The organism is Mesorhizobium sp. A556, from assembly GCF_054489545.1.
In genome coordinates this window covers 706455-732208 of sequence record NZ_JBTMXA010000002.1, presented here as the reverse complement: position 1 = coordinate 732208, position 25754 = coordinate 706455, and the positions used below count along the sequence as shown (strand labels likewise).

The window sequence follows — 25754 nt, the reverse complement described above, 5'->3', positions numbered from 1 at the left end:
CCATTGAGAATAGACAAGCCGTCCGCATCGTCAATCGGCAAGGAGCAGTTGCGCCGAATAGAGCACCAGCCCGGCCAGGCCACCGATGATCATGCCGTTGAAGCGGATATATTGTAGGTCCCGGCCGATGTTGATTTCGATGAGCCGCGTCAGTTGCCCCAGATCCCAGCGCTTGACCTGATCGGCAATGAAGGTGGAGACGCCGCTTTTCTGGCTTTCGACGAAGGACGACAGCGCCACGACAAAACCCTTGTTCATGTCCGTTCGTATCTGCGCGTCGTCGGTCAGGTGTTTTCCGACTTCCACGAACATGCCGGCCAGATGCGCCCTGATGGTGGAATTTTCAGCCTGCGCGTCCTGCTCGATGAACTGGCGCATGCTTGCCCATAGAGTAAGCGCCATTTCGCGCAGTTCCGGGCGGGCCAGGAAGTCGTGTTTCAGCTTTTCGGCGCGCCGCGCATAGGGTTTCGACGTCTTCAGCCGCTCGATGAAGGTCACGACAAAGCGGTCGAACTCTTCGCGCATCGGATGATCGGGGTCCGCCCTCACCTCCTCCAGCAAGGAACCGGCGGACGCCACGATCTTCTTCAGCAGATAGGCGTCGGCACGAAACAGATTGAACAGCGACGGCAATTCGGCGTGTATTTTTTCGCGCATCGCCGCGAGCGCCTTTTCGTCGCTCAGGAACCGGCCGATCACCCTGATGAATTCGTCGAACAGTCTTTGATGGCGGCGGTCGTCGGTGAAGGCCGACAGCAATTCGGCGGCAAGCGGCGCAAGCTGCACCTTTTCGACCTGCTCCATCAGGCGGCTGGTAAAAAAGCCGCGCAGGCCCGACTGCTCGATCGCGTCCAGCGTCTGCGGCACGAGGCGGGCAACGAAGCGCGACAGGCCGTCTGCCCGCCCGGCATCGGACAGCCAGTCGGCGACCAGCGCGGCGAAATCGACCTCGTTGAGTTTTTCGCGCACCGGCCCCGGCGCCAGAAAATTCACCTCGATGAAGCGGCCGAGATTATCGGCGATCCGTTCCTGGTTTGCCGGGATGATCGCGGTATGCGGGATGGGCAGGCCGAGCGGCCGCCGAAACAGCGCCACCACCGCATACCAGTCGGCCAGCCCGCCGATGATCGCGGCCTCGGCAAACGCCGCCACGAACCCAAGCAGCGGATAGCGGCCCTGGAACGACTTGGCCACGGCGAATACCGCAGCGCACAGCACAAGGGCCGCGGCGGCGACGAATTTGGTGCGGCGCAGCGCCGCCAGCTTGACCGCCGTATCGACGCCGGCTTGCGCAAGACCATCGTTTCCGTCGCGTTGTGGTGCTGGCATGCTGCGTTCCGACTGTTTCATATTCGTTTCGCCAGGCGGCGGAACCAGCCAAGCGCCGGCATTTCGACGAAGCGCCAGGTGAACCAGGAGGCGGCAACGACCAGGCAAAGCATCGACAGCGCGGCGGCAAGGCCGATCCACGGGGATTGCGGGCCAAAACCGATGGCAGGTTCGCCGCGCAGCAAGAGATCGCTGACGAGATCGACATGCAGGATTTTCTCCAGGATTCCGCCGGCGTTTATCATCCGCCCCTGAACGAAAAGATGGATCATGTAGATCGAATAGGAGAGCGTTCCGAGCATCAGCATGGCGCGGTTGCGCAGCAACGCGCTGATGGCGCCTCCTTCATGCGCAAACAGATACAGCGCTGCCACGAAGACGAAAGGCGCGGCGATCCCGAGATTATTGTCTCCAGCCAGCGTAACGAACAACACGATGACGGCCATCATGGCGAGTTCCGCCAGTGTCCAGATCGTGCGGTTTGCGCGGCCGGACAGCGAGCGGCGAGCCGCCGTGATGGCGTCATGCTGAAACAGCGACAGCAGCGCGCCCAATGAAAACCCGTAGAAACAACGCACGAAGCCGAGATCGTAGGACACGTCCATGTGATGCTCCGAGAATGCCAGCAGGACAGCAGGCGCGACGACGACTGCGGCGGCAAGCCCGATCCAGGCACGGCGGCCGGCCGCAAGCACGATGCCGGCAAACAGCAGATAGGCGAAGAACTCCGCCGAAATGCTCCAGCTTGGCCCGTTCCAGGTCAGTTGGTCCTCGACGCCCATGCCTTGCAGCAGGAACAGATTGGCAAGAAGGCTTTGAAAGTCGAAAGCGCCAGTAAACGGCGCGTCGCCGCCACCGTTCACCTGCGGCAGGACCAGCCGAAGCGCCTCGAAAGCGGCAAACGCCATCAGCATGAACAGATGCAGCGGATAAAGCCGGCCGAAGCGGACAAGGCCAAAGCGAGCGACCTCGTCCGGGCGCGAGAGACGGTTCGCATAGCTGCTGGCGATGACGAAGCCGGAGAGGACGAAGAAGAAGTCGACAAACAGGTAGGAGGCGCCGACGAAGGCGTTTTGTGAAATCGCCGAACTGGTCGGAAAGTGAAACAGCGCCACCAGAAGCGCACACAGGCCGCGAAAGGTGTCCAGCACGGTGAAGCGTTCGCCGACGGCCGGCGCGGCATGGACCGCGCCGCCGATGCGGCCGACAAAAGCTGCCTGCGTCATTCCGAACCGCCTCTTCTTATCGTCGCAGCGCGCGGCCAGCGGTTTCGCAGAGCTGTGACTGGCAAGTTTCCTGCCGGTTCTATAGTGGTGCACCCGACAACCACCATGAGGAATCACGATGGCGAACAACAGTATCGACCACGCTTTTACCGCCCGGAGCAAGACCGGCGCCTCACTGGAGCCTACCTATGCCGGCGCATTGTCCTTCATGCGGCGCAAATACACCAAGGACGTGAAAGGCGCCGACGCCGTCGTCTGGGGCATTCCCTTCGACGCCGCCGTGACCAACCGGTCCGGCGCGCGGTTCGGGCCGCAGGCCATCCGCCGCGCCGCCGCCATCCTCGACAACGACCCGCAATACCCGTTCGCGCGCGACATCTTCGAACAGCTTGCCGTGGTCGACTATGGCGATTGCCTGCTGGACAGCGGTAACCACCAGAAGACGCCCGGCACCATCGAGCGCGAAGCCGCAAAAATCCTCAAGTCCGGCGCGTTCCTGCTGACGCTTGGCGGCGATCATTTCATCACCTGGCCGCTGCTCAAGGCGCACGCGGCCATTCACGGGCCGCTGGCCATGGTGCAGTTCGACGCGCATCAGGATACCTGGCCCGACGACGGCAAGCGCATCGATCACGGCTCCTTCGTCGGGCGCGCCGTCAAGGAAGGCGTCATCGACCCGGACCGCTCGATCCAGATCGGCATCCGCACGCACGCGCCGGAAACTTTTGGCATCAAGATTCTGTACGGCCATGAGATCGAGGAGATGCGGGCCGCCGACATCGCCTATGCCATCGTCGAGCGCACCGGCGGCAGGAAGACCTATGTGACCTTCGACATCGACTGCCTCGATCCGGCCTATGCGCCCGGCACCGGCACGCCGGTGGCAGGCGGGCCGTCTTCGGCAAAGATGCTGTCGACGCTTCGCCAGTTGAACCAGATCGACATTGTCGGCGCCGACATCGTCGAGGTTGCACCCGCCTACGATCATGCCGATATTACGGCGATCGCCGGCTCGACCATTGCCATGCAGTATCTGGGCCTGCTGGCGGAACGAAAGGCCAGGCTGACGGAGACCGACAACGGCGTTACGTCGTCGAATCCGGGAAGCGGCATATAGTCTTGAATTATCAGGCATTTTAACGGACGCACGATACCATGAAACCGAAAATCTTCATCGACGGCGAACACGGCACGACCGGCCTTCAGATCAGTGCGCTGCTCGCCGACCGCAAGGATGTGGAGATCATCTCGATCCCGACGGAGCGGCGCAAGGAAACTGCCGCGCGGGCCGAATACCTCAACGCATCCGATGTCGCCATCCTGTGCCTGCCCGACGACGCGGCGAAAGAAAGCGTCTCGCTGATAGCCAATGACACCACCCGCGTGATCGATGCCTCGACCGCGCATCGCGTGGCGGACGGCTGGCAATACGGCTTTGCCGAGATGGACAAGGATCAGCCGCAGCGCATCGCCGCGGCCAAGCGCGTCGCCAATCCCGGCTGCTGGCCGCAGGGGCCGATCGCCACGCTACGCCCGCTGATTGCGGCCGGCCTGTTGCCTCCTGACTATCCGGTCACGGTCAACGGCGTCACCGGCTATTCCGGCGGTGGCCGCCCGATGATCGAGGATTATGTCGCCCAGGGCGAAAACGCGCCCGAGTTCCTGCCCTATGGCCTCAGCCTGCACCACAAGCATGTGCCGGAACTGAAAACGTACGCCAAGCTGACGCACGATCCGATCATGCAGCCGGCGGTCGGCAATTTCGCGCAAGGCATGCTGACCGTCGTGCCGCTGCAACTCGGCAATCTGGACTATGTGCCAACTGGTGCTCAACTGCACGAGGCCATCGCCGATCATTTTGCCGGGATCGAAGGCAGCGTGGTCGAGGTCGCGCCCTTTGCACAGGTGGAACGCCTGCCCGAACTGGAACCGGAGCATTTGAACGGCACCAACCGCATGAAGCTCTACGTCTTCGCCAATGACGATCGGGCCCAGGCGCTGCTCGTCGCCGTCTATGACAATCTCGGCAAGGGTGCGTCCGGCGCTGCGGTGCAGAACATGAACCTGATGCTCGGCCTCCATCCCTGATGAAGCCGCCGGCCTTTCCGCGCCGCTGGAAGATCGGCGGCGCGGTGCTGATTGCCGACACCTTCGCCAGCCGCATCTGGAAAGTTACCCGCGCCGATGGCAGCCTTGCCGTAGTCAAGGCGCTCAAGCCGTTCGACGATGCCGAAGACGAATTGCGCGGCGCGCATTTCCTCAAATGGCGCGGGGGCGAAGGGGCCGTGCGCCTCTATGGACGCGACCGCCGCCAGATGCTGCTCGAATATGGCGGCGACCGGTTGCTCACATCGGTTCTCGATATTGAAGGGGACGAGGCCGCAACCGAGATAGCAGCCGACGTGCTGGCAAGGCTGCATCGCCCATCGGACCGCCCTGCCCCGCCGCAACTCCAGCCGCTTCGGGAACGCTTTGCCGGCCTATTCAGCCGTGCTGGAACGGCAAGCGCCCCGGCACAAAGTCTGCTTTACATGCAAGGCGCAACGGTTGCCGACGCGCTGCTGGACGACGCGCGGGACGTGCGCCCGCTGCATGGCGATTTGCATCACGACAATATCGTGCATGGCCAGCGCGGCTGGCTGGCCATCGATCCCAAGGGCGTGCTGGGCGATCCCGGCTTCGACGCCGCCAATTTCTTCTACAATCCGCTCGACCGCGACGCGCTTTGCCTCGACCCGGAACGGATCGCCCGGCTCGCGCAAACCTTTTCAGCCACATTGGAGCAAGACCCGCGCCGCGTGCTCGACCACGCCTTCGCCTATGGCTGCCTGTCGGCGGCGTGGCACGGCGAGGACGGCAACGCCACCGACGAGAGCCGCGAACTGGCTGTTGCGGCGGCAGTCCGCAGCGTTCGCCTCAGTTTCTGAGCGCGGCTTCGCCCGGCAGCGGATAGGCGCCCTTCGTACCGCGCCAATGTGCGGCAGCGAAGCCCAGCACCACCAGCGCGAAGGCCTGATGCGTCAACGCCATGTCCAACGGTACGTGCATGACAAGCGTGCCGATGCCAAGCACGGCCTGCATCGTTACAAGCAGGAACAAAACGGCGGCGCGGCGGGCATGGGTGGTGCCCTGTTCACGGCGCAGCGTGGCGATCATGTGCCAAAGCGCTACGAGAAAGACGACATAAGCGCCAACCCGGTGGATGAACTGCACGGTTTTCGGGCTTTCGAACAGATTGCGCCAGGCCGGCTCCATGATGAACAGGTCGCCGGGGATCAGCCGCCCGTCCATCAACGGCCAGGTATTGTAGCTGAGGCCGGCATGGAGGCCGGCGACCAGCCCGCCGAGATAAAGCTGGATCAGAACCAGAAGCACTATGATGCCTGCCAGCCGTTGGGTCGGACGCGAGGCGGAGGGCCGGGAATGCGGCGCGAGACCGCGCGCGACGAGCATCGTGGCGGTGAAGATCAGCGCCGCGATGGTCAGGTGCGTCGCCAACCGGTACTGGCTGACGGAGACCCGATCAACCAGACCCGAAGTGACCATCCACCAGCCGATCGCGCCTTGCAGGCCACCGAGCGCCAGGATGCCGACAAGCTTCGGCGTCAGCCGCCGCTCGATCCGGCCGGTTGCCCAAAAAAACACCAGCGGCAGGGCGAAGACGAAGCCGACGCCCCGCGCCAGCAGACGGTGCGCCCACTCCCACCAGAAGATGGTCTTGAACGCTTCCACCGTCATGTCCTGGTTCAGTTCGGCGTATTGGGGGATTTGCTGGTATTTCTGAAATTCCTCCTGCCACTCGGCATCGTTGAGCGGCGGGATGACGCCATGGATGGGCTTCCATTCGGTGATCGACAGGCCGGAATTGGTCATGCGCGTGGCCCCGCCGACGATCACCAGCGCGAATAGAACCGCCAGCACGGCATAGAGCCACCAGCGCACGGCGGCGCGGTTGCGCAAAACGCGCTCCCTGTTCACGACAGGCGCGGCAACGGCGAAGGCAGCCATGGGCTTTTTCCCGGACAGATCGAAATCGCGGGAGTGGTGGACCATCGCGCCGGCGCTGACAAGCCCAGCCGGCGCGGCACGCCGTCGCGCCGGCTTTCGCGGGTTGCGCGGCCGGGCGGCAAGCCTTATGCGATACGCTTTAAAGCATCGGCCCGAAAAGTGGAATCCGGTTTTCGGGTTATTCCGATGCTCACCCAAAGAGTTAGATCGTCCTTTGTGCGTCCGAAAGGTCGCACGGCGATCTAAAGAGGCCTGACATGCCCATTCGCCTGAAAAAGCTGATCGGAACCGTGCTGCTGGTAGCGCTGGTCATCGTCTATGCGCTGGTCGCCACCATCGTCGCCGTGGCCCAACTCGCGGAGTCCGGCCCGTGGGTGCATTTTCTGTTCTTCCTGTTCAGCGGCCTTTTGTGGATCCTGCCCGCCATGGGCATCATCAAATGGCTGATCCTGGAACCTCGCCGCAAGACCTAAACCGTCACCACCATTCTGCCCGCATTGGCGAGCGGCGTCGTTACGCCGGATAGCATGGTGCGGATATGGGCAATGCTCTGGTAGCGCCCGTTGACGGAGATGCGCGGCAGCGCGTGCAGGAAATTGGCGTGTTGTGCGCGCAGCACGCCATGCCGCGTCGTGACCGCCGATGCGTAGCCAGCAGCATTGGCCATGCCCACTTCGCGGCCACCGACTGCGCTGGCGTAGCCGTATGGATAGGCGAGATGGCGCGGCGTTTGCCCCAACTGCATTTTCAGGATGCGCCGCACGTCCTCGATCTCGCGGCGCGCGCATGGCTCGGACAGCCGCTTCAGGTTGTGATGGTTCGTCGTATGGGCGCCGATCGTCACCAGCGGATGCGCCGCGGCGGCACGGATCTCATCCCAGTTCATCAACGTAGCGCGACGCAGCGCATCCGCATCGACGCCGCTGGCGCTCGCCAGTTCGCGCAGCAACGCGTTCTGATCTTCTTCAGGCACTTGCGTAGCGAAATGATCGTGCAGGCGTTTGTTGGCCTCGAACCGTGAGGCGGGCGTCGAACAATCCAGCGTGAACGGCCCGGCCTTCGTTTGAATGGACAGGGCCCGGCCCGCATCGACGATGTCTTCAAGCACGTCCCACCACAAATTGGTGACGCCGTCGATCAGGCCCGGCGCGATGTAGATGGTTATCGGCACATTGTGCTTTTCCAGCACAGGCAAAGCTTCGGTGATGTTGTCGCGGTAGCCGTCGTCGGCGGTAATCGTCGCGAACTGCCCTTGCCCGCCTCCAGCACGGATGCGCTCGATCGCCTCGTCCATCGTGACGAACGTGTAGCCGGCCGTCTTCATATCGGCGATCACGGCGTCCAGAAAATCGGGGGCGATGTTGAGGTGGCGGTTGATGCCGTTCGGCTTTTCCGGGGAAGCGGTAACGCGGTGAAGCATCAAAATGGCGCCGATGCCGCCGATGAAGGGTTTCGCCAGCGGAGCAAGGCCGGAATACCTGGCCACATTCAGGGCCAGTTTCCGGATCGCTTCGCCCCCGTCGATCATTCGTTCACCTTTTGCACCTAGTATCGCGATTTTGAAGTTCGTGACACTCCCAAATACACTTTAAGAATTGAAGGATGGTTGACGCTACCGTGTCTTTTGAGCGCAAGTGTCCTGACGAAGCAGAGACTTCGCAAGCGGCGTCAGCCATGCAGAAAGCATCTGTTTGCGGCCCCGAGGGCCTTGCCGCCTATGCCGGCTTTTGCCGGGAGGCGCTTGCCGCGCCTGCGCAGAGCGGCGACTGGGTAAGACAATGGGCGTCCGCGATGCGGCCCGATGTCGTGATCGCCGAGTTGCGGGCAGGAGAGCGACCGGTCTTCTCGCTGGCCCTGGAAATAACGCGCTCCGGCCCCTTCCGCGTAGCCCGTTTCATGGGCGGGCGGCACGCCAACGGCAACTTCCCCGCGATGGACCATAACTGGGCTGCTATGGCCGGTGCGCAGGATTTTCGAACCCTTTTCGAAACCGTGCGAAAAGCCCGCCCCGACATCGATCTCGTTGCCCTCGAGCGACTTTCGCCCGATCTGGACGGCGTGCCCAATCCATTGGCGCTTCTCGCCCATTTCCCGAGCCCCGATCCGGCGCTGGCGGTCGACCTCGACGGAAGGTTCGATAATTTACTCGACCGTTCGAGCGGCAAGCGAAAGCGCAAGAAGCACCGCTCGCAGATCCGGAAATTCGAGGCAGTCGGCCCATACCGGCGCATCGAGGCGAAAACGCCGGGCGAAACGCATGCGCTGCTCGACGCGTTTTTCGCGATGAAGGCGCGTCGGTTCAGCCAGATGGGCATCGCCAATGTCTTTGCTGAGCCGGAAATACGGCAATTCTTTCATGCGCTGTTTGAGCACGCTCTAGCGCAACAGCCGCCGCGCTTCGTCCTGCACGGGCTGGAAGTCGCCGGCAAGCTGCGCGCGGTAACGGGTTCCAGCGTTTGCGGCAAGCGCCTGATCTGCGAGTTCGGCGCGATAGAGGAAGACGATCTCGCCTCTGCCAGTCCGGGCGATTTCCTGTTCTACGAGAACATCCAGGATGCTTGCCGGCAGGGCTTCGGCATCTACGATTTTTCGGTTGGCGACGAGCCCTACAAGCGCCTCTGGTGCGACATCGAAGTGCGGCAGTTCGATGTCCTGCTGCCGCTGACGTTGAAAGGCCGTCTGCTTGGGCAGGCGCTTCGCCAGAAATCGCGCCTGAAAGCATCCATCAAGGGCAGCCCGACGCTTTGGCGGCTGGGCAAGTTTTTGCGTCGCAAGAGCGCTGGAAAGGCAAGTGCGGATAGCGAAGGTTAGGCCGTAGCGCCCCACGCAGCCGACCGAACGCGCTCACCCGGCACAGGGCGTCCCGGCGTGTCATGCCCGGCGGGCGTAACCAGCGTCAGACCCGGATAGCCGTTTTCGATCAACTCTGCTGCGGCCTGCGCCACCTCGTCGCTCGGCTCGATCATGCTGAGCAGAACCTGCGTGCCGTCGCCGACGAGGCGGCTTATGCCTTGCGCGTCGGCCGGCCCGCATTCGACCACCACCAGATCATAGGCCGTCGTCAGCGATTGCATGATGATCGGCAGGCGGTCGGCGGCGCGCATGGCGCGCACCGGGTCGGCCGTACCGACGGGAATTACATGGCAATCCGAATAGTGATCGGCATGAATGACATCGCTGAACTGCGCTTCGGAGGCGAGCAGGTTGGTGATGCCGGCCAGCAGGCCGCTATCCAGCATCGGCCGAGACGCAGCCCCGGACGCCGTCATGTCCAACAGCAGCACGCGCAGGCCCGCATCCGCCACCTCCCGCGCCACCAGCACGGAGCTTGCGGCCGCCTCATCGCCTTCCGGCGAGACGAAGATGGCCCGTGCGGCCCCGCTCGCTATCACCTGTTCGGCAGCCTTTTCGATATCGATTTCGCCCAGGCTGGAGCGGATGGGTTCGTCCCACAAATCTTCCGGCTCATTTTCTTCCAGCCCAACCTCTTGCCGCGCGGCCTCTTCGGGCTCGGGTTCCTGCCACTCGGGTGGCCATGCGAGTGGCTCCGCCACTATGGGTGCGGGCGCTTCGGCTGCCGGCACGCGTTCGAGTTTGTCGGCGTCCGCCACATTTGCCACCGCCGGCATCGCGACCTGCTCTATGCGCTCCAGCCGCGAACCTGCCGCCGGGCGCATGGCGCGACCGGAAAACAGTTCCTGCAGCAGCGTCACGATGGCCATGACCAGCAACGAGGCGGTAAAGGCAGCGCCGAGGATCGGCACCATTTTGGGGAAATACGACTCGGAGGGCGCAACCGCCTGCGAGAAGACGCGGGCATCGACCGGCAGATAGTTGCGATCGTTGCGCGAGGAAGCCTCGCGGAACCGCGTCATGTAGGATTCCAGCAACTGGCGCTGCGCGTTGGCCTGACGCTCCAGCGCGTTCAATTCCACCTGCTGGTCGCCGGCGCGGGCCGATTCGGCCTTCAGCTTGTTGAGGTCGGCTACAAGCTGGTTCTCCCGCATCTGCGCGGTCTGCGCCTCGGTCGTCAGCCCCTTCAGCACCTTTTGCGCCTCGTTGCGTATCTGGCTGTCCAGGTCGGTCAGTTGCGATTTCAGCGCACGGATGCGCGGATGGTTGTCGAGCAGCGTGGTCGAGAGATCGGCGATATTGGACTTGAGCTGCACCTGCTGCTCGCGCAGCCGCTGGATCAGGCTGGACGACAGCACTTCCGGGAAGGCATCCAGCGAGCCACCGCCACGCAAGGCGTTGCGCACGCTTTCGGCCGTCGCCTCGGCAGAAGCACGATTGGCCCGCACCCGCGACAATTCACTCGACAGTTCGGAAAGCTGCTGGGTGGCCAGCACGGAATTGTTGCCCCCCATCAGCAGGCCGGACTGGGCGCGGAAGTCGGCGACCTTGGCCTCGGCATCCTTCACCCGCTTGGACAGGTCGCTGATTTCAGGCGCCAGCCAATCCGTCGCCGCTGAGTTCGATTCGATCTTGGCGTCGCCCTGGACCGATATATAGGCCTCGGCGATGGCGTTGGGGATCGCCGCCGCAAGTTTGGCGTCCTCGGACGAGAATTCGATGACGATGACGCGCGATTTTTCGACCGGATAGACGTTCAGCTTTTCGCGCATGGCTTTCAGCACGCGCTCGTCCGGCGGAATCTCGTTCGGGTCGGTCTTCAGGCCGGCAATGACCAGAAGCCGGCCCAGCGTTCCCATGTCCGCCGCTTCATCGAATTCCGGCAGCCGCGACAGGTCCAGCTTGGTGGCCACCCGCTTGAGGATGTCGGTGGATGAAATCACCTCTACCTGGCTGGCGATGCCTTCGGCATCGAGGATGGGCTTGTCGGCGTCGTTGTTGTTTTCCGGCCTCGTATAGACGGATTCCCGCGTCTCGATCAGCAGCTTCGTCTGCGCCTTGTATAAAGGCGTCGCCAGCGAAGCGAGAGCGAAAGCGGCCCCCGTCACGACCAGCGCGACGACGACGATACGCATCCAGTTCCTGCCAAGACTGGCAAAGAGCTTTCCTAGATCGACATCGATATCTGCCGCTGCGGATTGAGCGCCTGACATTGCATCCATACTCCGACACTGGAACGGATACAGCGTAAACAACTATGGTAACTCACCCGTTAAGAAGCAGGCCACGCGCCCTCCGCTTCGACAGACGGAAGAATAACCCACAGCATGCGACGGCGTCCCTGCCCGCCAACGCTCGTGATCGGCGTACCTTTACCGCCCATTAACCCTAACCGGACGATAACAGGCGTCGACTCTTGAAGTCTGGCGGCGTCGGCCGGGCCAGTCGAAGGTATATGCTCCGCGATGAAAAGCACTGGCCCCCTATTTTGCGCGCTGCTTGCCGTGTCCGTGCTTGCCGGCTGCACCAGCTACAAGCCTGCCCCGGCCGCGTTTCACAAGATCCTGGACGAGCCCTACCGCCTCGGTGCCGGCGACCGCATCCGCGTGACCGTGTTCGAGCAGGAAGGCCTGACCAATACATACAGCGTCGACCAGTCCGGCTATCTGTCCTTCCCGCTTGTCGGGGCGATCCCGGCGCGCGGCCATACGGCCCAGCAGCTTGAAGGCGAGATTGCAGCCAAGCTTCGCCAGGGTTATCTGCGCGATCCGGACGTATCGGTCGAGATCGACCGCTACCGGCCGATCTTCGTCATGGGCGAAGTCGGCGCGGCCGGCCAGTATTCCTATGTTCCGGGCCTGACGGTGCAAAAGGCCGTGGCCATTGCGGGCGGCTATTCAGCCCGCGCCAACCAGGAGAGTGTCGACATCACGCGCGACGTCAACGGCAAGGTGATGACCGGACGGGTCACGACAACCGATCCGCTGCTGCCGGGCGACACCGTCTATGTTCGCGAACGCCTCTTTTGATGTCTTGACGAAGTGAGGGAAAAACTTCGGATCGTTCACTGCTTTCGATCGCCGGTCGGAGGCATTTTCCGACATGTGCGCGATCTGGCCGAGGCACAGATTGCCGCAGGGCACGATGTTGGCATCGTTTGCGATTCAAGCACCGGCGGCGAACTTGAGGAGCGCCTGTTCGCACAGATGCATGGGCAGTTGGTGCTTGGCGTCCACCGTACGCCCATGCAGCGCCATATCGGGCCGGGCGACATCGCCTCGGCGTGGCGCACCTACAAAATCGTCAAGAAATTGCAGCCGGACGTGCTTCACGGGCACGGCGCCAAGGGCGGAACTTATGCGCGCATGTTCGGCTCACTGTTGCGGGTTTTCAGGTATCGCGTAGCCCGCCTTTATTCGCCGCATGGCGGCAGCCTGCATTATGCCGCCGACACGCTGACGGGAAGGCTGTTCTTCACCATCGAGCGGCTGATGAGCCGGTTTACCGACACGCTGCTGTTCGTTTCCGACTATGAGCGACGCGCCTATCGCGAGAAGATCGGCGAACCGCCGGTACCCAACCGCCTCGTCTATAACGGCCTGCGCGCGGCCGAGTTCGAACCCGTCGAGACGGATGCCGACGCCGCGGACCTGCTCTATATCGGCATGATGCGCGACCTGAAGGGACCGGACATCTTCATCGACGCGGTGGCACAGGCCGAAAAGCGGCTTGGCCGCAGCCTCGCCTCCGTCATGGTAGGCGATGGCGACGGCCTGCCGCGCTACAGGGCGCAAGCCAGACGGCTCGGCCTGGAGGACCGCATTCGCTTCCTTGCGCCGATGCGGGCGCGCGAGGCGTTTGCGCTGGCAAGGCTCGTCGTCGTGCCTTCGCGGGCGGAAGCCATGCCCTACATCGTCCTGGAAGCGCTAGCCGCCGGCAAGCCTATGATCGCCACCGCCGTCGGCGGGATTCCGGAGATTTTCGGCGCGGACTCCCCTGCCCTGATCGAACCGGATGCCCGGCAACTCGCGGAAAAGCTGTGCGGCGCGCTCGCCGATCTCGCTGCCTTCAAGGCAGAAATGCCCGACCTGACCCAACTGAAGGCGCGCTTTGGAGCCGATGTTATGGCCGCCGAGATCGAGAAAGCGTATCTTCTCGCCCTTCAGGACAATCCCGCAAAGTCGAAGTGAGCGTGGCAAGAAGCTCCAAAGCGACCGGTTCCTTCAACCGTTTCTTAGCTGTCCTTTGATACCGTCGTGCGGAACGCACACAGGCCGCGCAGCACAATTTGATGAATGAAATAGATCCCGCTAGCCGCTTCTCACAAGACGCGGTGCGCAAATTCGAGGGGCCGCTGGACGCCAGCAAGCCGCTCGGCCTGAACGCCGTCGCCAGTCAGGTCGCCTCGCAGTACCGGCGCGATACCATGTCCCCGGTGATGGTCAGCGGCGTGTTGCGGCTTGTCGAATTCGGCCTGCTGTTCCTGTCCGGCCTGACCGTCTATTTTTTCTATCTCGGCTTTTTTACCCATCTTGCATGGCAATATCCGCTGGCCATCGCCGCCACCTCGCTTCTGACAGTCGTGCTGCTGGAGATCAGCGATTGCTACCAGATCGCTGCGCTGATGCGGCCGCTCCGCAGCCTGGGACGTGTCGCGCTGACATGGGCCGCGAGCTTCGCGCTCATGGCTTTGGTCGCTTTCCTGATAAAAACATCGGAGAGCTTCTCGCGCCTGCTGTTCGGCATCTGGTTCGCGGTCGGCTTCGTGCTGATCTGCAGCCTGCGCCTGCTCTTGTCGAAGCTCATCCGGCGCTGGGCGCGCGACGGGCGCATGGAGCGGCGGGCCGTTATCGTTGGCGGCGGCAAGTCCGCCGAACTCCTGATCCGCTCCGTCGAGCAGCAGCCCTATAACGATATCCGCATCTGCGGCATCTTCGATGACCGCGACGACACCCGCTCGCCGCCGATCGTCGCCGGCTACCCGAAACTCGGCACCATTTCGGAGCTGATCGCCTTTGCCCGCATCGCGCGCATCGACATGATGATCGTGTCGCTGCCGCTCACCGCCGAAACGCGGGTCCTGCAGCTTCTCAAGAAGCTGTGGGTGCTGCCGGTCGACATTCGCCTTTCCGCGCATTCCAACGCGCTGCAATTTCGGCCGCGCTCCTATTCCTACATCGGCTCGGTGCCGATGCTGGATATTTTCGACAAGCCGATCAACGATTGGGACTCGGTCGCCAAGCGCGCCTTCGACATCTTCTTTTCCATTTTCGGCATCGTCGTCTTCTCGCCGATCATGCTGGCCACGGCCATCGCCATCAAGCTGGACAGCAAGGGGCCGGTGCTGTTTCGCCAGAAGCGGCACGGTTTCAACAACGAAGTGATCGAAGTCTACAAATTCCGCTCCATGTATGTCGAACAGGCGGACCCGAGCGCCAAGCAGGCGGTGACGAAGAACGACCCGCGCGTTACCCGCGTCGGCCGCTTCATCCGCAAGACGTCGATCGACGAACTGCCGCAGTTTTTCAACGCGCTGTTCGGCTCGCTGTCGCTGATCGGGCCGCGCCCGCACGCGATTGCGGCCCAGTCGCACAACCTGCTCTACAACGAAGTGGTCGACGGTTATTTCGCCCGCCACCGGGTCAAGCCAGGCGTTACCGGCTGGGCGCAGATCAATGGCTGGCGCGGCGAAATGGATACCAACGAAAAGATCCGCAAGCGCACCGAATACGACCTGTACTATATTGAGAACTGGTCGCTGCTGTTCGATCTCAGGATCCTTTTCCTCACGCCTATCCGACTGCTCAACACGGAAAACGCGTATTGAGCGCCATCGCGCACGAACTTTCGCCGGCGGCGGTCAACGCCAAGCTGATCGCGCTGATTTCCGCCGGGGCCGTCTTCATCGGTATTTTCCTGTCGGGCTTCGTCATTCACGAACCGGCGCCCTACGACCTCTACATGGCCGGCCTGATTGCGGCGTGGGCGCTGTTTGGCCTGCGCATTTCGCGCGCCGCCCTGCCCCTGCTGGTGCTGCTGGTGACGATGAACATCGGCGGCATGATCTCCATGACGCAAATGGCCGATCTCGCCTCGACGCCACTCTACCTGGCCGTCTCGCTATTTCTGGCCTTCACCGCGGTCTTCTTCGCCGCCGTCACCGAAGCGCGCCCCGATCTCTACCGGTTGGTCTTCCAGGCCTATGTGGCGTCGGCGGTGATAACCTCGATCCTCGGCATCGCCGGCTATTTCCACGCCTTTCCGGGCGCGGAGATGTTCACCAAATACGACCGCGCCGCCGGTGCATTCCAGGACCCGAACGTGTTCGGGCCGTTCCTCGTCCTGCCCGGCATCTACCTGCTCTACCGACTGCTCACCGGGCCCGTCTCGCGCATGCCGCTCGTCGCCATGCCGCTTTTGATCATCAGCGCCGGCATCTTCTTTTCCTTCTCGCGCGGCGCATGGGGCATGTTCGCCGTCTCGGCCGTCCTGCTCACCGGGGCGCTTTTCCTGCAGAGCACCAGCGGCGCGTTCCGGCTGCGCGTCGTGGTCATGGGCGTAGCTGTGATCTCGTTGCTGATCCTGGCGATGATCGTGCTGCTGCAATTGCCGGGCGTATCGGAAATGTTTTCCAACCGCGCGCATCTGGAGCAAAGCTACGATACGGCGCGCCTCGGCCGCTTCGCCCGCTATGCGATCGGCTTCCAGATGGCGATGGAGCATCCGTTCGGCATCGGCCCGCTCGTCTTCGGCACCATCTTCGGTGAGGACACCCACGACATCTGGCTGAAAGCGCTGCTGGACTATGGCTGGCTGGGGTTCGCCTCGTTCCTGACGCTGACGCTGTGGACCATCGCGGCAGGGTTCCGCATCCTGCTGCGCGACCGGCCGTGGCAACCCTATCTGCTATGCGCCTATGTGGCCTTCATCGGCAACATCGCCCTTGGCACCGTCATCGACATCGACCACTGGCGGCATCTCTATCTGCTGCTCGGCCTGGTGTGGGGGGCTATCGCGCTGGAGTATCGGCATCAGCGCGAGCTTTCGCCAAGCCTGAACACCGGCCGTATTCTGGCTAAAGGCCATGGCTGAAAAATCTGAAAAGCGGTGATCGGACTTTGGGGGCAAGTCCTTGTCGTCAAATGGTCGGAGTGGCCGGATTCGAACCGACGACCCCTTGACCCCCAGTCAAGTGCGCTACCGGGCTGCGCTACACTCCGGACCGGTCGCGATGTATCGTGATTACCGCGTGCGGGTCAACCCAATTCAGCTCGATCCCGTGAAAGATCGGCCTTGGCCGGACTGGATGCTCAGGCTGCCGTCATGCGGGGATGATCGGTCGCCCAAGTTTACGCTGGCCTGCTGCCAAGCCTAAACGCAAACAGCCCGCCGGTGCAAAACGCGCTGGCGGGCTGTCGAGTGAAAAATTGCGAAAAAAGGTCAGAAAACGACGGTCTTGTGTCCGTTCAGCATCACGCGGGCCTCGACGTGGTATTTAACGGCGCGCGCCAGTACGCGGCTCTCGATATCGCGGCCGGCGGCGACGAAATCGTCGGCGTTCATCGCATGCGTCACCCGCTCCGTCTCCTGCTCGACGATCGGACCTTCATCCAGGTCGGCGGTCACGTAATGCGCGGTGGCGCCGATCAGCTTGACGCCGCGCTCATAGGCCTGATGGTAAGGCTTGGCGCCCTTGAAGGACGGCAGGAACGAGTGGTGGATGTTGATGATCTTGCCGTAAAGCCGCTTGGAAACGTTGTCGGACAACACCTGCATGTAGCGGGCGAGCACCACCAGATCGGCATCCGTGTCGCGCACCAACTTTAACAGTTTCTCGTCGAGTTCGGGCTTGTTGTCCTTGGTCGCCTTCCAGAAATGATACGGCACGCCTTCCAGTTCGGCGGTGGCGCGGCTGTCCTCATGATTCGAGACGATGGCCACCACATCGGCGTTCAGCCAGCCGACCTTGACCTGGTAAAGCAGGTGCAGCAGCGCATGATCGAACTTTGAGACCATGATGATGATCTTCGGCTTGCGGGCCTTGTCGGTGATCGTGGTCTTGATGCCGAAGCGGTCGACGGCCGGCTTGATCGAGCGCGTGATGTCGTCGACGGTCTTGGCGGCATCGGCCGAAAACTGGATGCGCATGAAGAACTGGCCGGTCTGGTGGTCCCAGTACTGGTTGCTTTCCAGGATGTTCGCGCCGATCGCGGCCAATTCCGTCGTAACGGCGGCAACGATGCCGGACTGGTCGACGCAGTTGAGAGTCAGGATGAAGGCTCTGTCGTTCATGGGATAGGCGTCCGAATTTGAGTTCGAGAATCTGGCCGGTCTTCAGTGCTGTAATAGGCACTCAGACATAACGATGTTCGCCTGAAACCGACATCCACAAACCGTTATTTTGACTGCCCTGACAGAACAAGCCCTGGTTATCCACGAAAAAGGCGCGCTCAAGAGCGCACCTTTTTATTCCCTGTCGCCGAGGCGGGCTGCGGAAACGCTCAGCGGCGGCTAAACAGCATCGCGGCCACCAGCCCGACCACCACCAGACCGACGGCAGCGGCCGTGGCGGGATGGTCGCGGGCGCTATCCTCAATCGCCCTTGCGCGCTTGCGCAGAGAGGGCAGGTGCTCGCCGATGCGCTCGGCCAGATCCGAATACGTCTCCCAGGCCGCATCGCGACCGTCCTCGTAATAAGCGGCGCCGCGCTTCGAAGCGGTCTTCTTCAACGCCGCCAGTTCCTTCGAAAGCGACGCAATCTGCCTGTCGAGGTCGATGTCGGTCATATTCGAGAACGATGCCATGGGATTTCCTTCTTTGCCAGAAGGGAGATAAACGGCCCCGATGGCCGATTGTTCCTTGGAGCAATTGTCGGAAAAACGGGCACAGTCGCGGGTGACGCGGAAGCGCCCACCGCTCCGCGTGGTAGCCGGCAATATCCGGCCTCAGCGCACCTGGTCGAGCAGACGCTTGCACTCCAGCAGGTCGAACAGCGCTTCCTGCAGCAGCGCGCGGTTGTCGCGCGAAAGTTTGGTGGCGTCGGACTGGACCGGGCCATCCTCCTCGCCCTTGCCGAGGCCGAAAAAGCGCCTACTCGGCTTTACCCGTGGCTGACCGACGAGCATCTCCTCATCGGTTCCGCGCGGCTGTGCCGCCGGCGTCAAGGGTGCTGCATCGGCCAGCTTGCGCTGCGAAATCGCCTCGACGGCGGCCATATCGCCATTGCCGATGGCGACGAGGAACTGGTTGCCGTTTTCGCGCAGCAGTTTCTGCACGCCCTTGATGGTATAGCCCTGATCGTAAAGCATGGTGCGGATGCCCTTGATCAGTTCGACATCCTGCGGCCGGTAGTAGCGGCGGCCGCCGCCGCGCTTCATAGGCTTGATCTGCGTAAAACGCGTTTCCCAGAAGCGCAGCACATGCTGCGGCAGGTCGAGGTCTTCGGCGACCTCGCTGATGGTGCGGAAGGCATCGGGGCTCTTGTCCATGGGCGAAATCCTCACGCTGGACGGCGATACGGCTCGTCGTGGCCGAATCGAGCCTTATTTCAGCGGTTTACGCGGCAACATTCAAGCCTGGCATTCGTTGCGCGGCCTGTTTTCAACCGCGCAGTCCGCTATTTCTCGTTCTTGGCCTTGCTGTTTTGATGCGAGCGCAAGATACGGCTCTTCAGCACGTTGGAGGCCTTGAAGGTCATGACCCGGCGCGGCAGGATCGGCACTTCCTCGCCGGTCTTTGGATTGCGGCCGATGCGTTCGTTCTTCGAACGGACGTGAAACGTGGCGAAAGACGACAATTTTACCGTCTCGCCGCGTATGATCGCCTCGCAAATCTCGTCCAGCACTGCCTCAACCAGTTCCGCCGATTCGGTGCGCGATAATCCGACCTTGCGATATACGGCTTCAGCTAGGTCGGCGCGCGTAAGTGTCTTTCCCCCCATGCAACCGTCCCATCCGCTTAAAAATAAAATTCATCTTGGCAACGCTAGAGCGTAAGTAATTGATCCGGCAAGGTCAAGGACCGAACCCACGGGTTCTCCACCTCACCAGCGAACCAGCACCGCGCCCCATGTAAAGCCGCCGCCCATCGCTTCAAGCAGGACGAGATCGCCCTTCTTGATGCGGCCATCGCCGACGGCCACCGAAAGCGCCAGCGGAACCGATGCCGCCGACGTATTACCGTGCAGATCGACCGTCACAACCACTTTTTCGTCGGCAATCCCAAGCTTCTTGGCGGAAGCGTCAATAATTCGTTTATTGGCCTGATGCGGCACGAACCAATCCAGGTCGTCAGCCGTAATGCCGGCTTGCGAGAACGTCGCCTCGATCACGTCGGTTATCATGCCGACCGCGTGCTTGAAGACTTCCCGGCCTTCCATCCTCAGATGGCCGACCGTGCCCGTCGTCGACGGTCCGCCGTCGACATAGAGCTTGTCCTTGTGGATGCCGTCGGAGCGCAGGCTCGCCGCCAGCACGCCGCGATCGGCAATGGTGCCCTGCCCTTCGCCTGCCTCCAGCACCAGCGCGCCGGCGCCGTCGCCGAACAGGACGCAGGTGGAGCGGTCGCTCCAGTCGAGAATACGCGAAAAGGTCTCCGAGCCGATCACCAGCACGCGCTTGGCCATGCCGCCGCGAATGTAGAGGTCAGCCGTGCTCACGGCATAGACGAAGCCCGAGCATACCGCCTGCATGTCGAAGGCAAAACCGTGACGCATGCCGAGCCGGTTCTGGATTTCCACGGCGGTCGCGGGAAAGGTATTGTTCGGCGTCGATGTCGCCAGCACGATCAGGTCGATGTCGTCGGGGGTCAACCCGGCCGCATCGAGAGCCGCGCGCGCGGCCGCCTCGCCCAGCGAAGCCGTCGTCTCGTCGTCGGCTGCGATGTAGCGCTGGCGGATGCCGGTGCGCTGCGCGATCCATTCGTCGGACGTCTCGACCATGCCTTCGAAATCGGCATTCTTCATGATGCGGCGTGGCAAAGCCGCACCCGAGCCGCGCACAAGCGATCTGATCAAAGGCTTTTCCTATTCTTTCTCGTCGGTGGTACCACCCGCTCTCTTGAGCGCTCCGGCATGCGGATTGCGCGCATGGAACAGGTCGAGATCGGCTTCGATTCGGTCGAGAAGCCGGTTGCGCACCATATCGTAGCCAAGTTCGACCGCGGCCGCGAATCCGTTCGAATCGGCCCCGCCATGGCTTTTCACCACAATGCCGTTCAAGCCGAGGAAAACGCCGCCATTGGAGCGGCCGACATCCAGCTTTTCACGCAAGCGGTTGAAGGCGCCACGGGCGAAGATATAGCCGATCCGCGCCATCAGCGTGCGGCTCATCGCTTCGCGCAGATATTGGGCAAACTGCCGCGCCGTGCCTTCGGCCGTCTTCAGCGCGATATTGCCGGAAAAGCCCTCGGTGACCACGACATCCACCACGCCCTTGCCGATATCGTTGCCCTCGACGAAGCCGCGATAGTCCATGGACGCCATGTTGGCCTCGCGCAGCATGCGCCCGGCTTCCTTGACCTCTTCCTGCCCCTTGATCTCTTCCACGCCGACATTGAGCAGCCCAACGGTCGGGCGTTCGATGCCGAAGACCGAGCGCGCCATGCCGTTGCCCAAAATGGCGAAATCGATGAGTTGGTGGGCGTCCGCCCCGATGGTTGCGCCGACATCCAGCACCACGGTTTCGCCGCGCAGCGTCGGCCAGATCGCAGCGATAGCCGGCCGGTCTATGGTCGCCATGGTGCGCAGGCAGAACTTCGACATCGCCATCAGCGCGCCGGTATTGCCGGCGGAAATGCAGACGTCCGCCGTGTCGTTCTTGACCGCCTCGATCGCCTTCCACATCGACGATTTCCAGCGCCCGTTGCGCAAGGCCTGGCTGGGCTTGTCGTCCATGCGGACCGCGACCTCGCAATGGACAAGTTCGCTGACCTCGGCCAGCTTCGGGTATCGAGCCAGGATCGGCCGCACGATTTCTTCCCGTCCATAGATGACGAAACGGATATCGGCGCGTCGGCTGGCGACCGTCATCAGGGCCGGTATGACCACGTCCGGCCCATGATCGCCGCCCATGGCATCGATAGAAATCCTGATCACTCGATATTCATCTCACATTTGCCTCGGCTCTCGCGGCGGTTCGGCGAAAATAGCGGTTTTGCGCTGCCGCACAACCGGCATTATCCATGTTCGCCAAGGTTTCAGGATTTTCCGAGCAGCGAGCGGAGCTTTTGCTGGAATTCGTTTTCTTCCTTCTGGCCTTCATCGCCGCCGGCGTCCAACGCCACGCCGGTCTTGCGCGGATACGGGTCGATCGCCAGCCCGAAGAGTTGCTCCGCCAGCGCACCCACATCCACCGTATCGCCGGAAAACGTTTCCGGACTGTCGGGGCCATCGGCATCGATCAGGATCTCTCCCCCGTCATCGAAGCCATGGCGGGCAAGCTTGGAATCCTGCGGCAGAAAAAGCCCTTCCACCGGTTCGTTGATATGGGCAGCCACCGGTTCAAGCGTGACTACGCAGGCCTGTGTGATGTCGGCTTCGACGCGGCCGGCGATCCGGATGCCGTTGCGTTTCCACGGCACGACCTGCAAATCGGCGCGCCATGCCTCCACCGACAATAACCCATGCTCCGCCGCCAGTTCGGCGCGCTGGGCCGGATCGGCCTCGACAACCACCCGCACGCCCTTTTGCGACAGACGAGCGACATGAACGCCGAAGGAAACCGGGCTTTTGGGGGCTGCATCGCTCATTTCAACGCTCCTTCACGCAGCCTGCGCAACCGGAAAGGAAAGCTTTCCCGAACAGATAGCGTCGGAGGCTTGCGCGGCCAGGTCCTTTTGCGCGCGCATGGCATAGGCGGCGAGGCGCTCGGCCTGCGCCCAGTTTTCCTTGTCCGGCGTGACATTTCGCGTCAGCGCCGCCGCCAGCGACGCACCATCGCCGCGTTCCAGCGAATCGGCATAGGCGGCGGTCCGGCCGTAATACATCTTGGCCAGTTTCTTCATGCGCTTGGGAACGCCGACGTCGCTGATGCCCAGTTCCCGCAGCGAATGCTCCATATCCATGAAGAACTCGTCGATCAGCACCTGCGCAATCGCCTGCGACGCACCCTGCTCGCCGTGCAGCCGGTGCTGAAACAGAAACATATGCAGAGACAGCATCTCGAAGCGGCCCATCGGCGTGTCCGGGACGTTCCAATCGGAATAAAACGGCTTCTGCCGCGCCGCTGCCACGATTACCTCGTAGAGCGCCTCGGTGATAGCACGGTTGGCTTGGCTTTCGCGGCCAAACAGACGCTTGAACATGGAGGAGCAGTCTCCCGGAGGCTGTTTGTTGGGGTGGCGTTGTTGCATCGGCAGCTAAGCTGGTTTACCGGTTTTGCCGCGCCGTGCAAGCCGGCCGATCTGATGGAGTTGTTATTGCGCCCGCATAAATTCAAGCCGGTAGGTTCGCAAGGCTCGGCATTCTCGCCGAAATCCTTTGGATTGCTCTCGATGCTGGTGGCCGCCTCAGTGCTGTCTGCCTGCAACACGTCCAAGACATTCGGCGACCTCACTCCCGGCGAAACGCTGACCCAGGGTTATATCGTCGACCAGCAATCGCTGGACCTCGTCCCGGTCGGCTCCAGCCGTGAGCAGGTGTTGCTGGCACTTGGCAGCCCGTCGACGACCGCTACCTTCGACAATGAGGTGTTTTACTACATTTCGCAGACGCGCAGGCGCTCCGTCGCCTTTGCCAAGCCGAAGCTTGTCGACCAGAAAGTGCTGGCCGTCTATTTCGGCAAGGACGGACGCGTTTCCCAGATCGCCAATTACGGCCTCAAGGACGGCAAGGTGTTCGATTTCGTCTCACGCACCACCCCAACGGGCGGCAAGGACCAGAACTTCCTGGCGCAAGTCATCCAGGGTGCCGGCAAGCTGACGCCGGCCGGCGCCGGCGACATGATCGGCAATGGCGGCATGTAGGCCGCCGCTGACGACGACGTTCAGTCCCACTTTTTTTTCAACCACAATAGCAAAAGCCCCGCAGGATCGCTCCCGCGGGGCTTTTGATTCATACTCGACCGGATCAGGCGGCGTGCGCCAGAACCGCCAGCAAGAGCAGGGCGACGATGTTGGTGATCTTGATCGCCGGGTTCACCGCAGGGCCAGCCGTGTCCTTGTAGGGATCGCCGACCGTATCGCCGGTCACGGACGCCTTGTGCGCGTCCGAGCCCTTCAGGTGCTTGACGCCGTCCTTGTCGGTAAACCCGTCTTCGAACGACTTTTTGGCATTGTCCCATGCGCCGCCGCCGGATGTCATCGAGATGGCGACGAACAGGCCGTTGACGATAACGCCGAGCAGAGAGGCACCGAGCGCCGCAAAGGCCGAGGCCTTGGAGCCGGAGATCAACAGCACGCCGAAATAGACGACGAGCGGCGCCAGCACCGGCAACAGCGACGGGATGATCATCTCCTTGATCGCCGCCTTGGTGAGCAGGTCGACCGCGCGCGCATAGTTCGGCTTGGACGTTCCGGCCATGATGCCCGGATCCTCGCGGAATTGCTTGCGCACCTCTTCGACGATGGCGCCGGCTGCGCGGCCCACCGCCGTCATGGCGATGCCGCCGAACAGGTACGGGATGAGACCGCCGAAGATCAGGCCGGCGACGACATAGGGGTTGGACAGGTCGAAGGAGACCTCGCCCATGTCCTTGAAGTAGGGGAATTTGTCACCATTGGCGGCAAAGAACTTCAAATCGTTGGCGTAGGCTGCAAACAGCACCAGCGCACCGAGGCCGGCCGAGCCGATGGCGTAGCCCTTGGTGACGGCCTTGGTGGTGTTGCCGACCGCATCGAGCGCGTCGGTGGACTGGCGCACTTCTTTCGGCAGGCCAGCCATTTCAGCGATGCCACCGGCATTGTCGGTGACCGGACCGAAGGCATCGAGCGCCACGATCATGCCGGCAAGACCGAGCATGGTGGTGACGGCGATCGCCGTGCCGAACAGGCCGGCAAGCTGGTAGGTCGAGATGATGCCGCCGATGATGACGATGGCCGGCAGTGCCGTCGATTCCAGCGAGACAGCAAGCCCCTGAATGACGTTGGTGCCGTGGCCGGTAACCGACGCCTGGGCGATCGAGTTGACCGGACGCTTGTTGGTGGCGGTGTAGTACTCCGTGATGACCACTATCAGGCCCGTCACCAACAAGCCGATGAGGCCGCAGATGAACAGGTTCTGGCCGGTGACCATCATGTCGTTGGCGGTGCCGACGTCGCCCCAGCCGATGGTCAGCGAGGTGGCGGCACCTAGCCCAACCACCGACAGGATGCCGGTGACGATCAGGCCCTTGTAAAGCGCACCCATGATCGAGCCGTTGGAGCCGAGCTTGACGAAAAAGGTGCCGATGATCGACGTGAGGATGCATGCGCCGCAAATGGCGAGCGGATAGAGCAGAACTTCCGACAGAAGCGGATTGCCGGAGAAGAAGATCGCGCCCAGCACCATGGTGGCGACCACGGTCACCGCATAGGTTTCAAACAAATCGGCGGCCATGCCGGCGCAGTCGCCGACATTGTCGCCGACATTGTCGGCGATGGTGGCCGGGTTGCGTGGGTCGTCTTCCGGGATACCGGCCTCGACCTTGCCGACGAGATCGCCGCCGACATCCGCACCCTTGGTGAAGATACCGCCGCCGAGACGGGCGAAGATCGAGATCAGCGATGCGCCGAAGCCGAGAGCGACGAGCGCGTCGATGACTGGACGTGGAATCTGGTTATCGACAATGGCGTAGCCCGCCGGACCGGTCAGCACCCAGTAGTAGACGGAGACGCCGAGCAGGGCGAGACCAGCCACCAGCATGCCGGTGATGGCGCCCGACTTGAAGGCGATGTCGAGGCCGGCGGCAAGGCTGTTGGAAGCGGCCTGCGCGGTACGCACATTGGCGCGCACCGAGACATGCATGCCGATGAAGCCGGCAAGGCCGGACAGCACCGCGCCGATCAGGAAGCCGATTGCGGCTATGCCCGACAGCAGCCACCAGGCAAGCAGCAGCACGACCACGCCGACAATGGCGATGGTGGTGTACTGACGCGCAAGATAGGCCTGCGCACCTTCGCGGATAGCCGCGGAAATTTCCTGCATGCGTGCATTGCCCTGGTCGGCCGCGAGAACCGACTGTGTCGCCCAGATGGCGTAAAGGATCGAAAGCAAGCCGCAGGCAATGACGACGTAAAGCATAGTCATAGCCAGATCTATTCCTCGATTGATGGTCCGGAAGAACCCCTCCCCGGACGTTGGGACCCCGATGGGTGCGCTTTCCACAGGCGCGCCGTATCGACACACATGCGAACAGGTTCATT

General features: G+C 62.5%; 24 protein-coding genes and 1 tRNA gene. 10 read left to right on the top strand and 15 right to left on the bottom strand.

Going from position 1 to position 25754, the window contains the following annotated elements; translation table 11 throughout:
- Positions 1–30: 30 nt before the first annotated feature.
- Positions 31–1329, bottom strand: coding sequence for a DUF445 domain-containing protein (locus ACX3P0_RS08180; protein ID WP_459087809.1), 1299 nt, complete (start codon positions 1327–1329; stop codon positions 31–33).
- A gap of 17 nt (positions 1330–1346) precedes the next feature.
- Positions 1347–2555 carry an acyltransferase family protein gene (locus tag ACX3P0_RS08175; protein WP_459087808.1) on the bottom strand — a complete coding sequence of 403 codons (1209 nt, stop codon included), beginning with the start codon at positions 2553–2555 and terminating at the stop codon, positions 1347–1349.
- Between the two features lie 118 nt (positions 2556–2673).
- Between ACX3P0_RS08175 and speB the strand changes: the two genes are divergently transcribed.
- The 3 genes from speB to ACX3P0_RS08160 are packed head-to-tail and all read left to right on the top strand — an operon-like array spanning position 2674 to position 5482.
- A complete protein-coding gene (speB, locus tag ACX3P0_RS08170) occupies positions 2674–3672 on the top strand; it encodes an agmatinase (protein ID WP_459087807.1) in 999 nt (332 codons plus the stop codon).
- Positions 3673–3710: 38 nt separating this feature from the next.
- Positions 3711–4643, top strand: coding sequence for an N-acetyl-gamma-glutamyl-phosphate reductase (gene argC, locus ACX3P0_RS08165; RefSeq protein ID WP_459087806.1), 933 nt, complete (start codon positions 3711–3713; stop codon positions 4641–4643).
- Positions 4640–5482, top strand: coding sequence for an aminoglycoside phosphotransferase family protein (locus tag ACX3P0_RS08160; RefSeq protein WP_459087874.1), 843 nt, complete (start codon positions 4640–4642; stop codon positions 5480–5482). Before argC ends, ACX3P0_RS08160 begins: the two co-directional genes overlap by 4 nt.
- On the opposite strand, the gene ACX3P0_RS08155 is transcribed toward ACX3P0_RS08160, so the two are convergent.
- Entirely contained in the window at positions 5472–6563 is a 1092-nt protein-coding gene (locus tag ACX3P0_RS08155) for a COX15/CtaA family protein (protein WP_459087805.1), read from the bottom strand. The two genes, ACX3P0_RS08160 and ACX3P0_RS08155, sit on opposite strands and share 11 nt — an antisense overlap.
- Positions 6564–6820: 257 nt before the next feature.
- Here ACX3P0_RS08155 and ACX3P0_RS08150 point away from each other — a divergent pair, with 257 nt between their 5' ends.
- Positions 6821–7036, top strand: coding sequence for a DUF2842 domain-containing protein (locus tag ACX3P0_RS08150; protein WP_459087804.1), 216 nt, complete (start codon positions 6821–6823; stop codon positions 7034–7036).
- On the opposite strand, the gene ACX3P0_RS08145 is transcribed toward ACX3P0_RS08150, so the two are convergent.
- Entirely contained in the window at positions 7033–8091 is a 1059-nt protein-coding gene (locus ACX3P0_RS08145; protein WP_459087803.1) for a polysaccharide deacetylase family protein, read from the bottom strand. The genes ACX3P0_RS08150 and ACX3P0_RS08145 overlap by 4 nt on opposite strands.
- Before the next feature lie 74 nt (positions 8092–8165).
- Between ACX3P0_RS08145 and ACX3P0_RS08140 the strand changes: the two genes are divergently transcribed.
- Complete coding sequence (locus tag ACX3P0_RS08140; RefSeq protein WP_459087802.1) at positions 8166–9374, top strand: GNAT family N-acetyltransferase; 1209 nt, start codon at positions 8166–8168, stop codon at positions 9372–9374.
- On the opposite strand, the gene ACX3P0_RS08135 is transcribed toward ACX3P0_RS08140, so the two are convergent.
- The gene (locus ACX3P0_RS08135; protein WP_459087801.1) at positions 9371–11629 is read right to left on the bottom strand and encodes a GumC family protein; all 2259 of its coding nucleotides are present in this window, start codon (positions 11627–11629) and stop codon (positions 9371–9373) included. The genes ACX3P0_RS08140 and ACX3P0_RS08135 overlap by 4 nt on opposite strands.
- Before the next feature lie 252 nt (positions 11630–11881).
- Here ACX3P0_RS08135 and ACX3P0_RS08130 point away from each other — a divergent pair, with 252 nt between their 5' ends.
- The 4 genes from ACX3P0_RS08130 (at position 11882) to ACX3P0_RS08115 (ending at position 16508) form a co-directional block, all read left to right on the top strand.
- Positions 11882–12445 (top strand): polysaccharide biosynthesis/export family protein, encoded by a 564-nt coding sequence (locus ACX3P0_RS08130; RefSeq protein WP_459078608.1) that lies wholly within the window; start codon positions 11882–11884, stop codon positions 12443–12445.
- A 12-nt stretch (positions 12446–12457) separates the two neighbouring features.
- Positions 12458–13606 (top strand): glycosyltransferase, encoded by a 1149-nt coding sequence (locus ACX3P0_RS08125; RefSeq protein ID WP_459087800.1) that lies wholly within the window; start codon positions 12458–12460, stop codon positions 13604–13606.
- A gap of 101 nt (positions 13607–13707) precedes the next feature.
- Positions 13708–15243, top strand: coding sequence for an undecaprenyl-phosphate glucose phosphotransferase (locus ACX3P0_RS08120; protein ID WP_459087799.1), 1536 nt, complete (start codon positions 13708–13710; stop codon positions 15241–15243).
- Entirely contained in the window at positions 15240–16508 is a 1269-nt protein-coding gene (locus ACX3P0_RS08115; protein WP_459087798.1) for an O-antigen ligase family protein, read from the top strand. Before ACX3P0_RS08120 ends, ACX3P0_RS08115 begins: the two co-directional genes overlap by 4 nt.
- Before the next feature lie 51 nt (positions 16509–16559).
- On the opposite strand, the gene ACX3P0_RS08110 is transcribed toward ACX3P0_RS08115, so the two are convergent.
- The 9 genes from ACX3P0_RS08110 to ACX3P0_RS08070 all read right to left on the bottom strand — a co-directional run bounded on the left by ACX3P0_RS08110 (position 16560) and on the right by ACX3P0_RS08070 (position 22718).
- Positions 16560–16636, bottom strand: a tRNA-Pro gene (locus tag ACX3P0_RS08110).
- A 220-nt stretch (positions 16637–16856) separates the two neighbouring features.
- Positions 16857–17708: a formyltetrahydrofolate deformylase gene (purU, locus tag ACX3P0_RS08105; protein WP_459078604.1), complete on the bottom strand. Its 852-nt coding sequence runs from the start codon at positions 17706–17708 to the stop codon at positions 16857–16859.
- A gap of 209 nt (positions 17709–17917) precedes the next feature.
- Positions 17918–18220, bottom strand: coding sequence for a hypothetical protein (locus ACX3P0_RS08100; RefSeq protein ID WP_459087797.1), 303 nt, complete (start codon positions 18218–18220; stop codon positions 17918–17920).
- A gap of 141 nt (positions 18221–18361) precedes the next feature.
- The gene (locus ACX3P0_RS08095) at positions 18362–18904 is read right to left on the bottom strand and encodes a MerR family transcriptional regulator (protein WP_459078602.1); all 543 of its coding nucleotides are present in this window, start codon (positions 18902–18904) and stop codon (positions 18362–18364) included.
- A 128-nt stretch (positions 18905–19032) separates the two neighbouring features.
- Positions 19033–19356 (bottom strand): integration host factor subunit alpha, encoded by a 324-nt coding sequence (locus tag ACX3P0_RS08090; protein WP_459078601.1) that lies wholly within the window; start codon positions 19354–19356, stop codon positions 19033–19035.
- Positions 19357–19458: 102 nt separating this feature from the next.
- Positions 19459–20430: a beta-ketoacyl-ACP synthase III gene (locus ACX3P0_RS08085; protein ID WP_459087796.1), complete on the bottom strand. Its 972-nt coding sequence runs from the start codon at positions 20428–20430 to the stop codon at positions 19459–19461.
- Positions 20431–20439: 9 nt separating this feature from the next.
- Complete coding sequence (gene plsX, locus ACX3P0_RS08080) at positions 20440–21510, bottom strand: phosphate acyltransferase PlsX (protein WP_459087795.1); 1071 nt, start codon at positions 21508–21510, stop codon at positions 20440–20442.
- A gap of 101 nt (positions 21511–21611) precedes the next feature.
- Positions 21612–22163, bottom strand: a complete 552-nt coding sequence (locus ACX3P0_RS08075; RefSeq protein WP_459087794.1) for a YceD family protein — start codon at positions 22161–22163, stop codon at positions 21612–21614.
- Positions 22164–22175: 12 nt separating this feature from the next.
- Positions 22176–22718, bottom strand: coding sequence for a ubiquinol-cytochrome C chaperone family protein (locus ACX3P0_RS08070; RefSeq protein ID WP_459087793.1), 543 nt, complete (start codon positions 22716–22718; stop codon positions 22176–22178).
- Positions 22719–22832: 114 nt separating this feature from the next.
- Here ACX3P0_RS08070 and ACX3P0_RS08065 point away from each other — a divergent pair, with 114 nt between their 5' ends.
- Complete coding sequence (locus ACX3P0_RS08065) at positions 22833–23378, top strand: outer membrane protein assembly factor BamE (protein WP_459078596.1); 546 nt, start codon at positions 22833–22835, stop codon at positions 23376–23378.
- Positions 23379–23481: 103 nt separating this feature from the next.
- Here the strand turns inward: ACX3P0_RS08065 and ACX3P0_RS08060 are convergent, their stop codons facing one another.
- Positions 23482–25638 (bottom strand): sodium-translocating pyrophosphatase, encoded by a 2157-nt coding sequence (locus ACX3P0_RS08060; protein WP_459078595.1) that lies wholly within the window; start codon positions 25636–25638, stop codon positions 23482–23484.
- Positions 25639–25754: the final 116 nt, after the last annotated feature.

What these genes read in the sequence shown, in the direction of transcription:
- ACX3P0_RS08180 (WP_459087809.1), bottom strand. Translation starts at nt 1,329, where the DNA reads ATGCCAGCACCACAACGCGACGGAAACGATGGTCTTGCGCAAGCCGGC.
- ACX3P0_RS08175 (WP_459087808.1), bottom strand. Translation starts at nt 2,555, where the DNA reads ATGACGCAGGCAGCTTTTGTCGGCCGCATCGGCGGCGCGGTCCATGCC.
- speB (WP_459087807.1), top strand. Translation starts at nt 2,674, where the DNA reads ATGGCGAACAACAGTATCGACCACGCTTTTACCGCCCGGAGCAAGACC.
- argC (WP_459087806.1), top strand. Translation starts at nt 3,711, where the DNA reads ATGAAACCGAAAATCTTCATCGACGGCGAACACGGCACGACCGGCCTT.
- ACX3P0_RS08155 (WP_459087805.1), bottom strand. Translation starts at nt 6,563, where the DNA reads ATGGCTGCCTTCGCCGTTGCCGCGCCTGTCGTGAACAGGGAGCGCGTT.
- ACX3P0_RS08150 (WP_459087804.1), top strand. Translation starts at nt 6,821, where the DNA reads ATGCCCATTCGCCTGAAAAAGCTGATCGGAACCGTGCTGCTGGTAGCG.
- ACX3P0_RS08145 (WP_459087803.1), bottom strand. Translation starts at nt 8,091, where the DNA reads ATGATCGACGGGGGCGAAGCGATCCGGAAACTGGCCCTGAATGTGGCC.
- ACX3P0_RS08140 (WP_459087802.1), top strand. Translation starts at nt 8,166, where the DNA reads ATGGTTGACGCTACCGTGTCTTTTGAGCGCAAGTGTCCTGACGAAGCA.
- ACX3P0_RS08135 (WP_459087801.1), bottom strand. Translation starts at nt 11,629, where the DNA reads ATGTCAGGCGCTCAATCCGCAGCGGCAGATATCGATGTCGATCTAGGA.
- ACX3P0_RS08130 (WP_459078608.1), top strand. Translation starts at nt 11,882, where the DNA reads ATGAAAAGCACTGGCCCCCTATTTTGCGCGCTGCTTGCCGTGTCCGTG.
- ACX3P0_RS08120 (WP_459087799.1), top strand. Translation starts at nt 13,708, where the DNA reads ATGAATGAAATAGATCCCGCTAGCCGCTTCTCACAAGACGCGGTGCGC.
- purU (WP_459078604.1), bottom strand. Translation starts at nt 17,708, where the DNA reads ATGAACGACAGAGCCTTCATCCTGACTCTCAACTGCGTCGACCAGTCC.
- ACX3P0_RS08100 (WP_459087797.1), bottom strand. Translation starts at nt 18,220, where the DNA reads ATGGCATCGTTCTCGAATATGACCGACATCGACCTCGACAGGCAGATT.
- ACX3P0_RS08095 (WP_459078602.1), bottom strand. Translation starts at nt 18,904, where the DNA reads ATGGACAAGAGCCCCGATGCCTTCCGCACCATCAGCGAGGTCGCCGAA.
- ACX3P0_RS08090 (WP_459078601.1), bottom strand. Translation starts at nt 19,356, where the DNA reads ATGGGGGGAAAGACACTTACGCGCGCCGACCTAGCTGAAGCCGTATAT.
- ACX3P0_RS08075 (WP_459087794.1), bottom strand. Translation starts at nt 22,163, where the DNA reads ATGAGCGATGCAGCCCCCAAAAGCCCGGTTTCCTTCGGCGTTCATGTC.
- ACX3P0_RS08070 (WP_459087793.1), bottom strand. Translation starts at nt 22,718, where the DNA reads ATGTTCAAGCGTCTGTTTGGCCGCGAAAGCCAAGCCAACCGTGCTATC.
- ACX3P0_RS08060 (WP_459078595.1), bottom strand. Translation starts at nt 25,638, where the DNA reads ATGACTATGCTTTACGTCGTCATTGCCTGCGGCTTGCTTTCGATCCTT.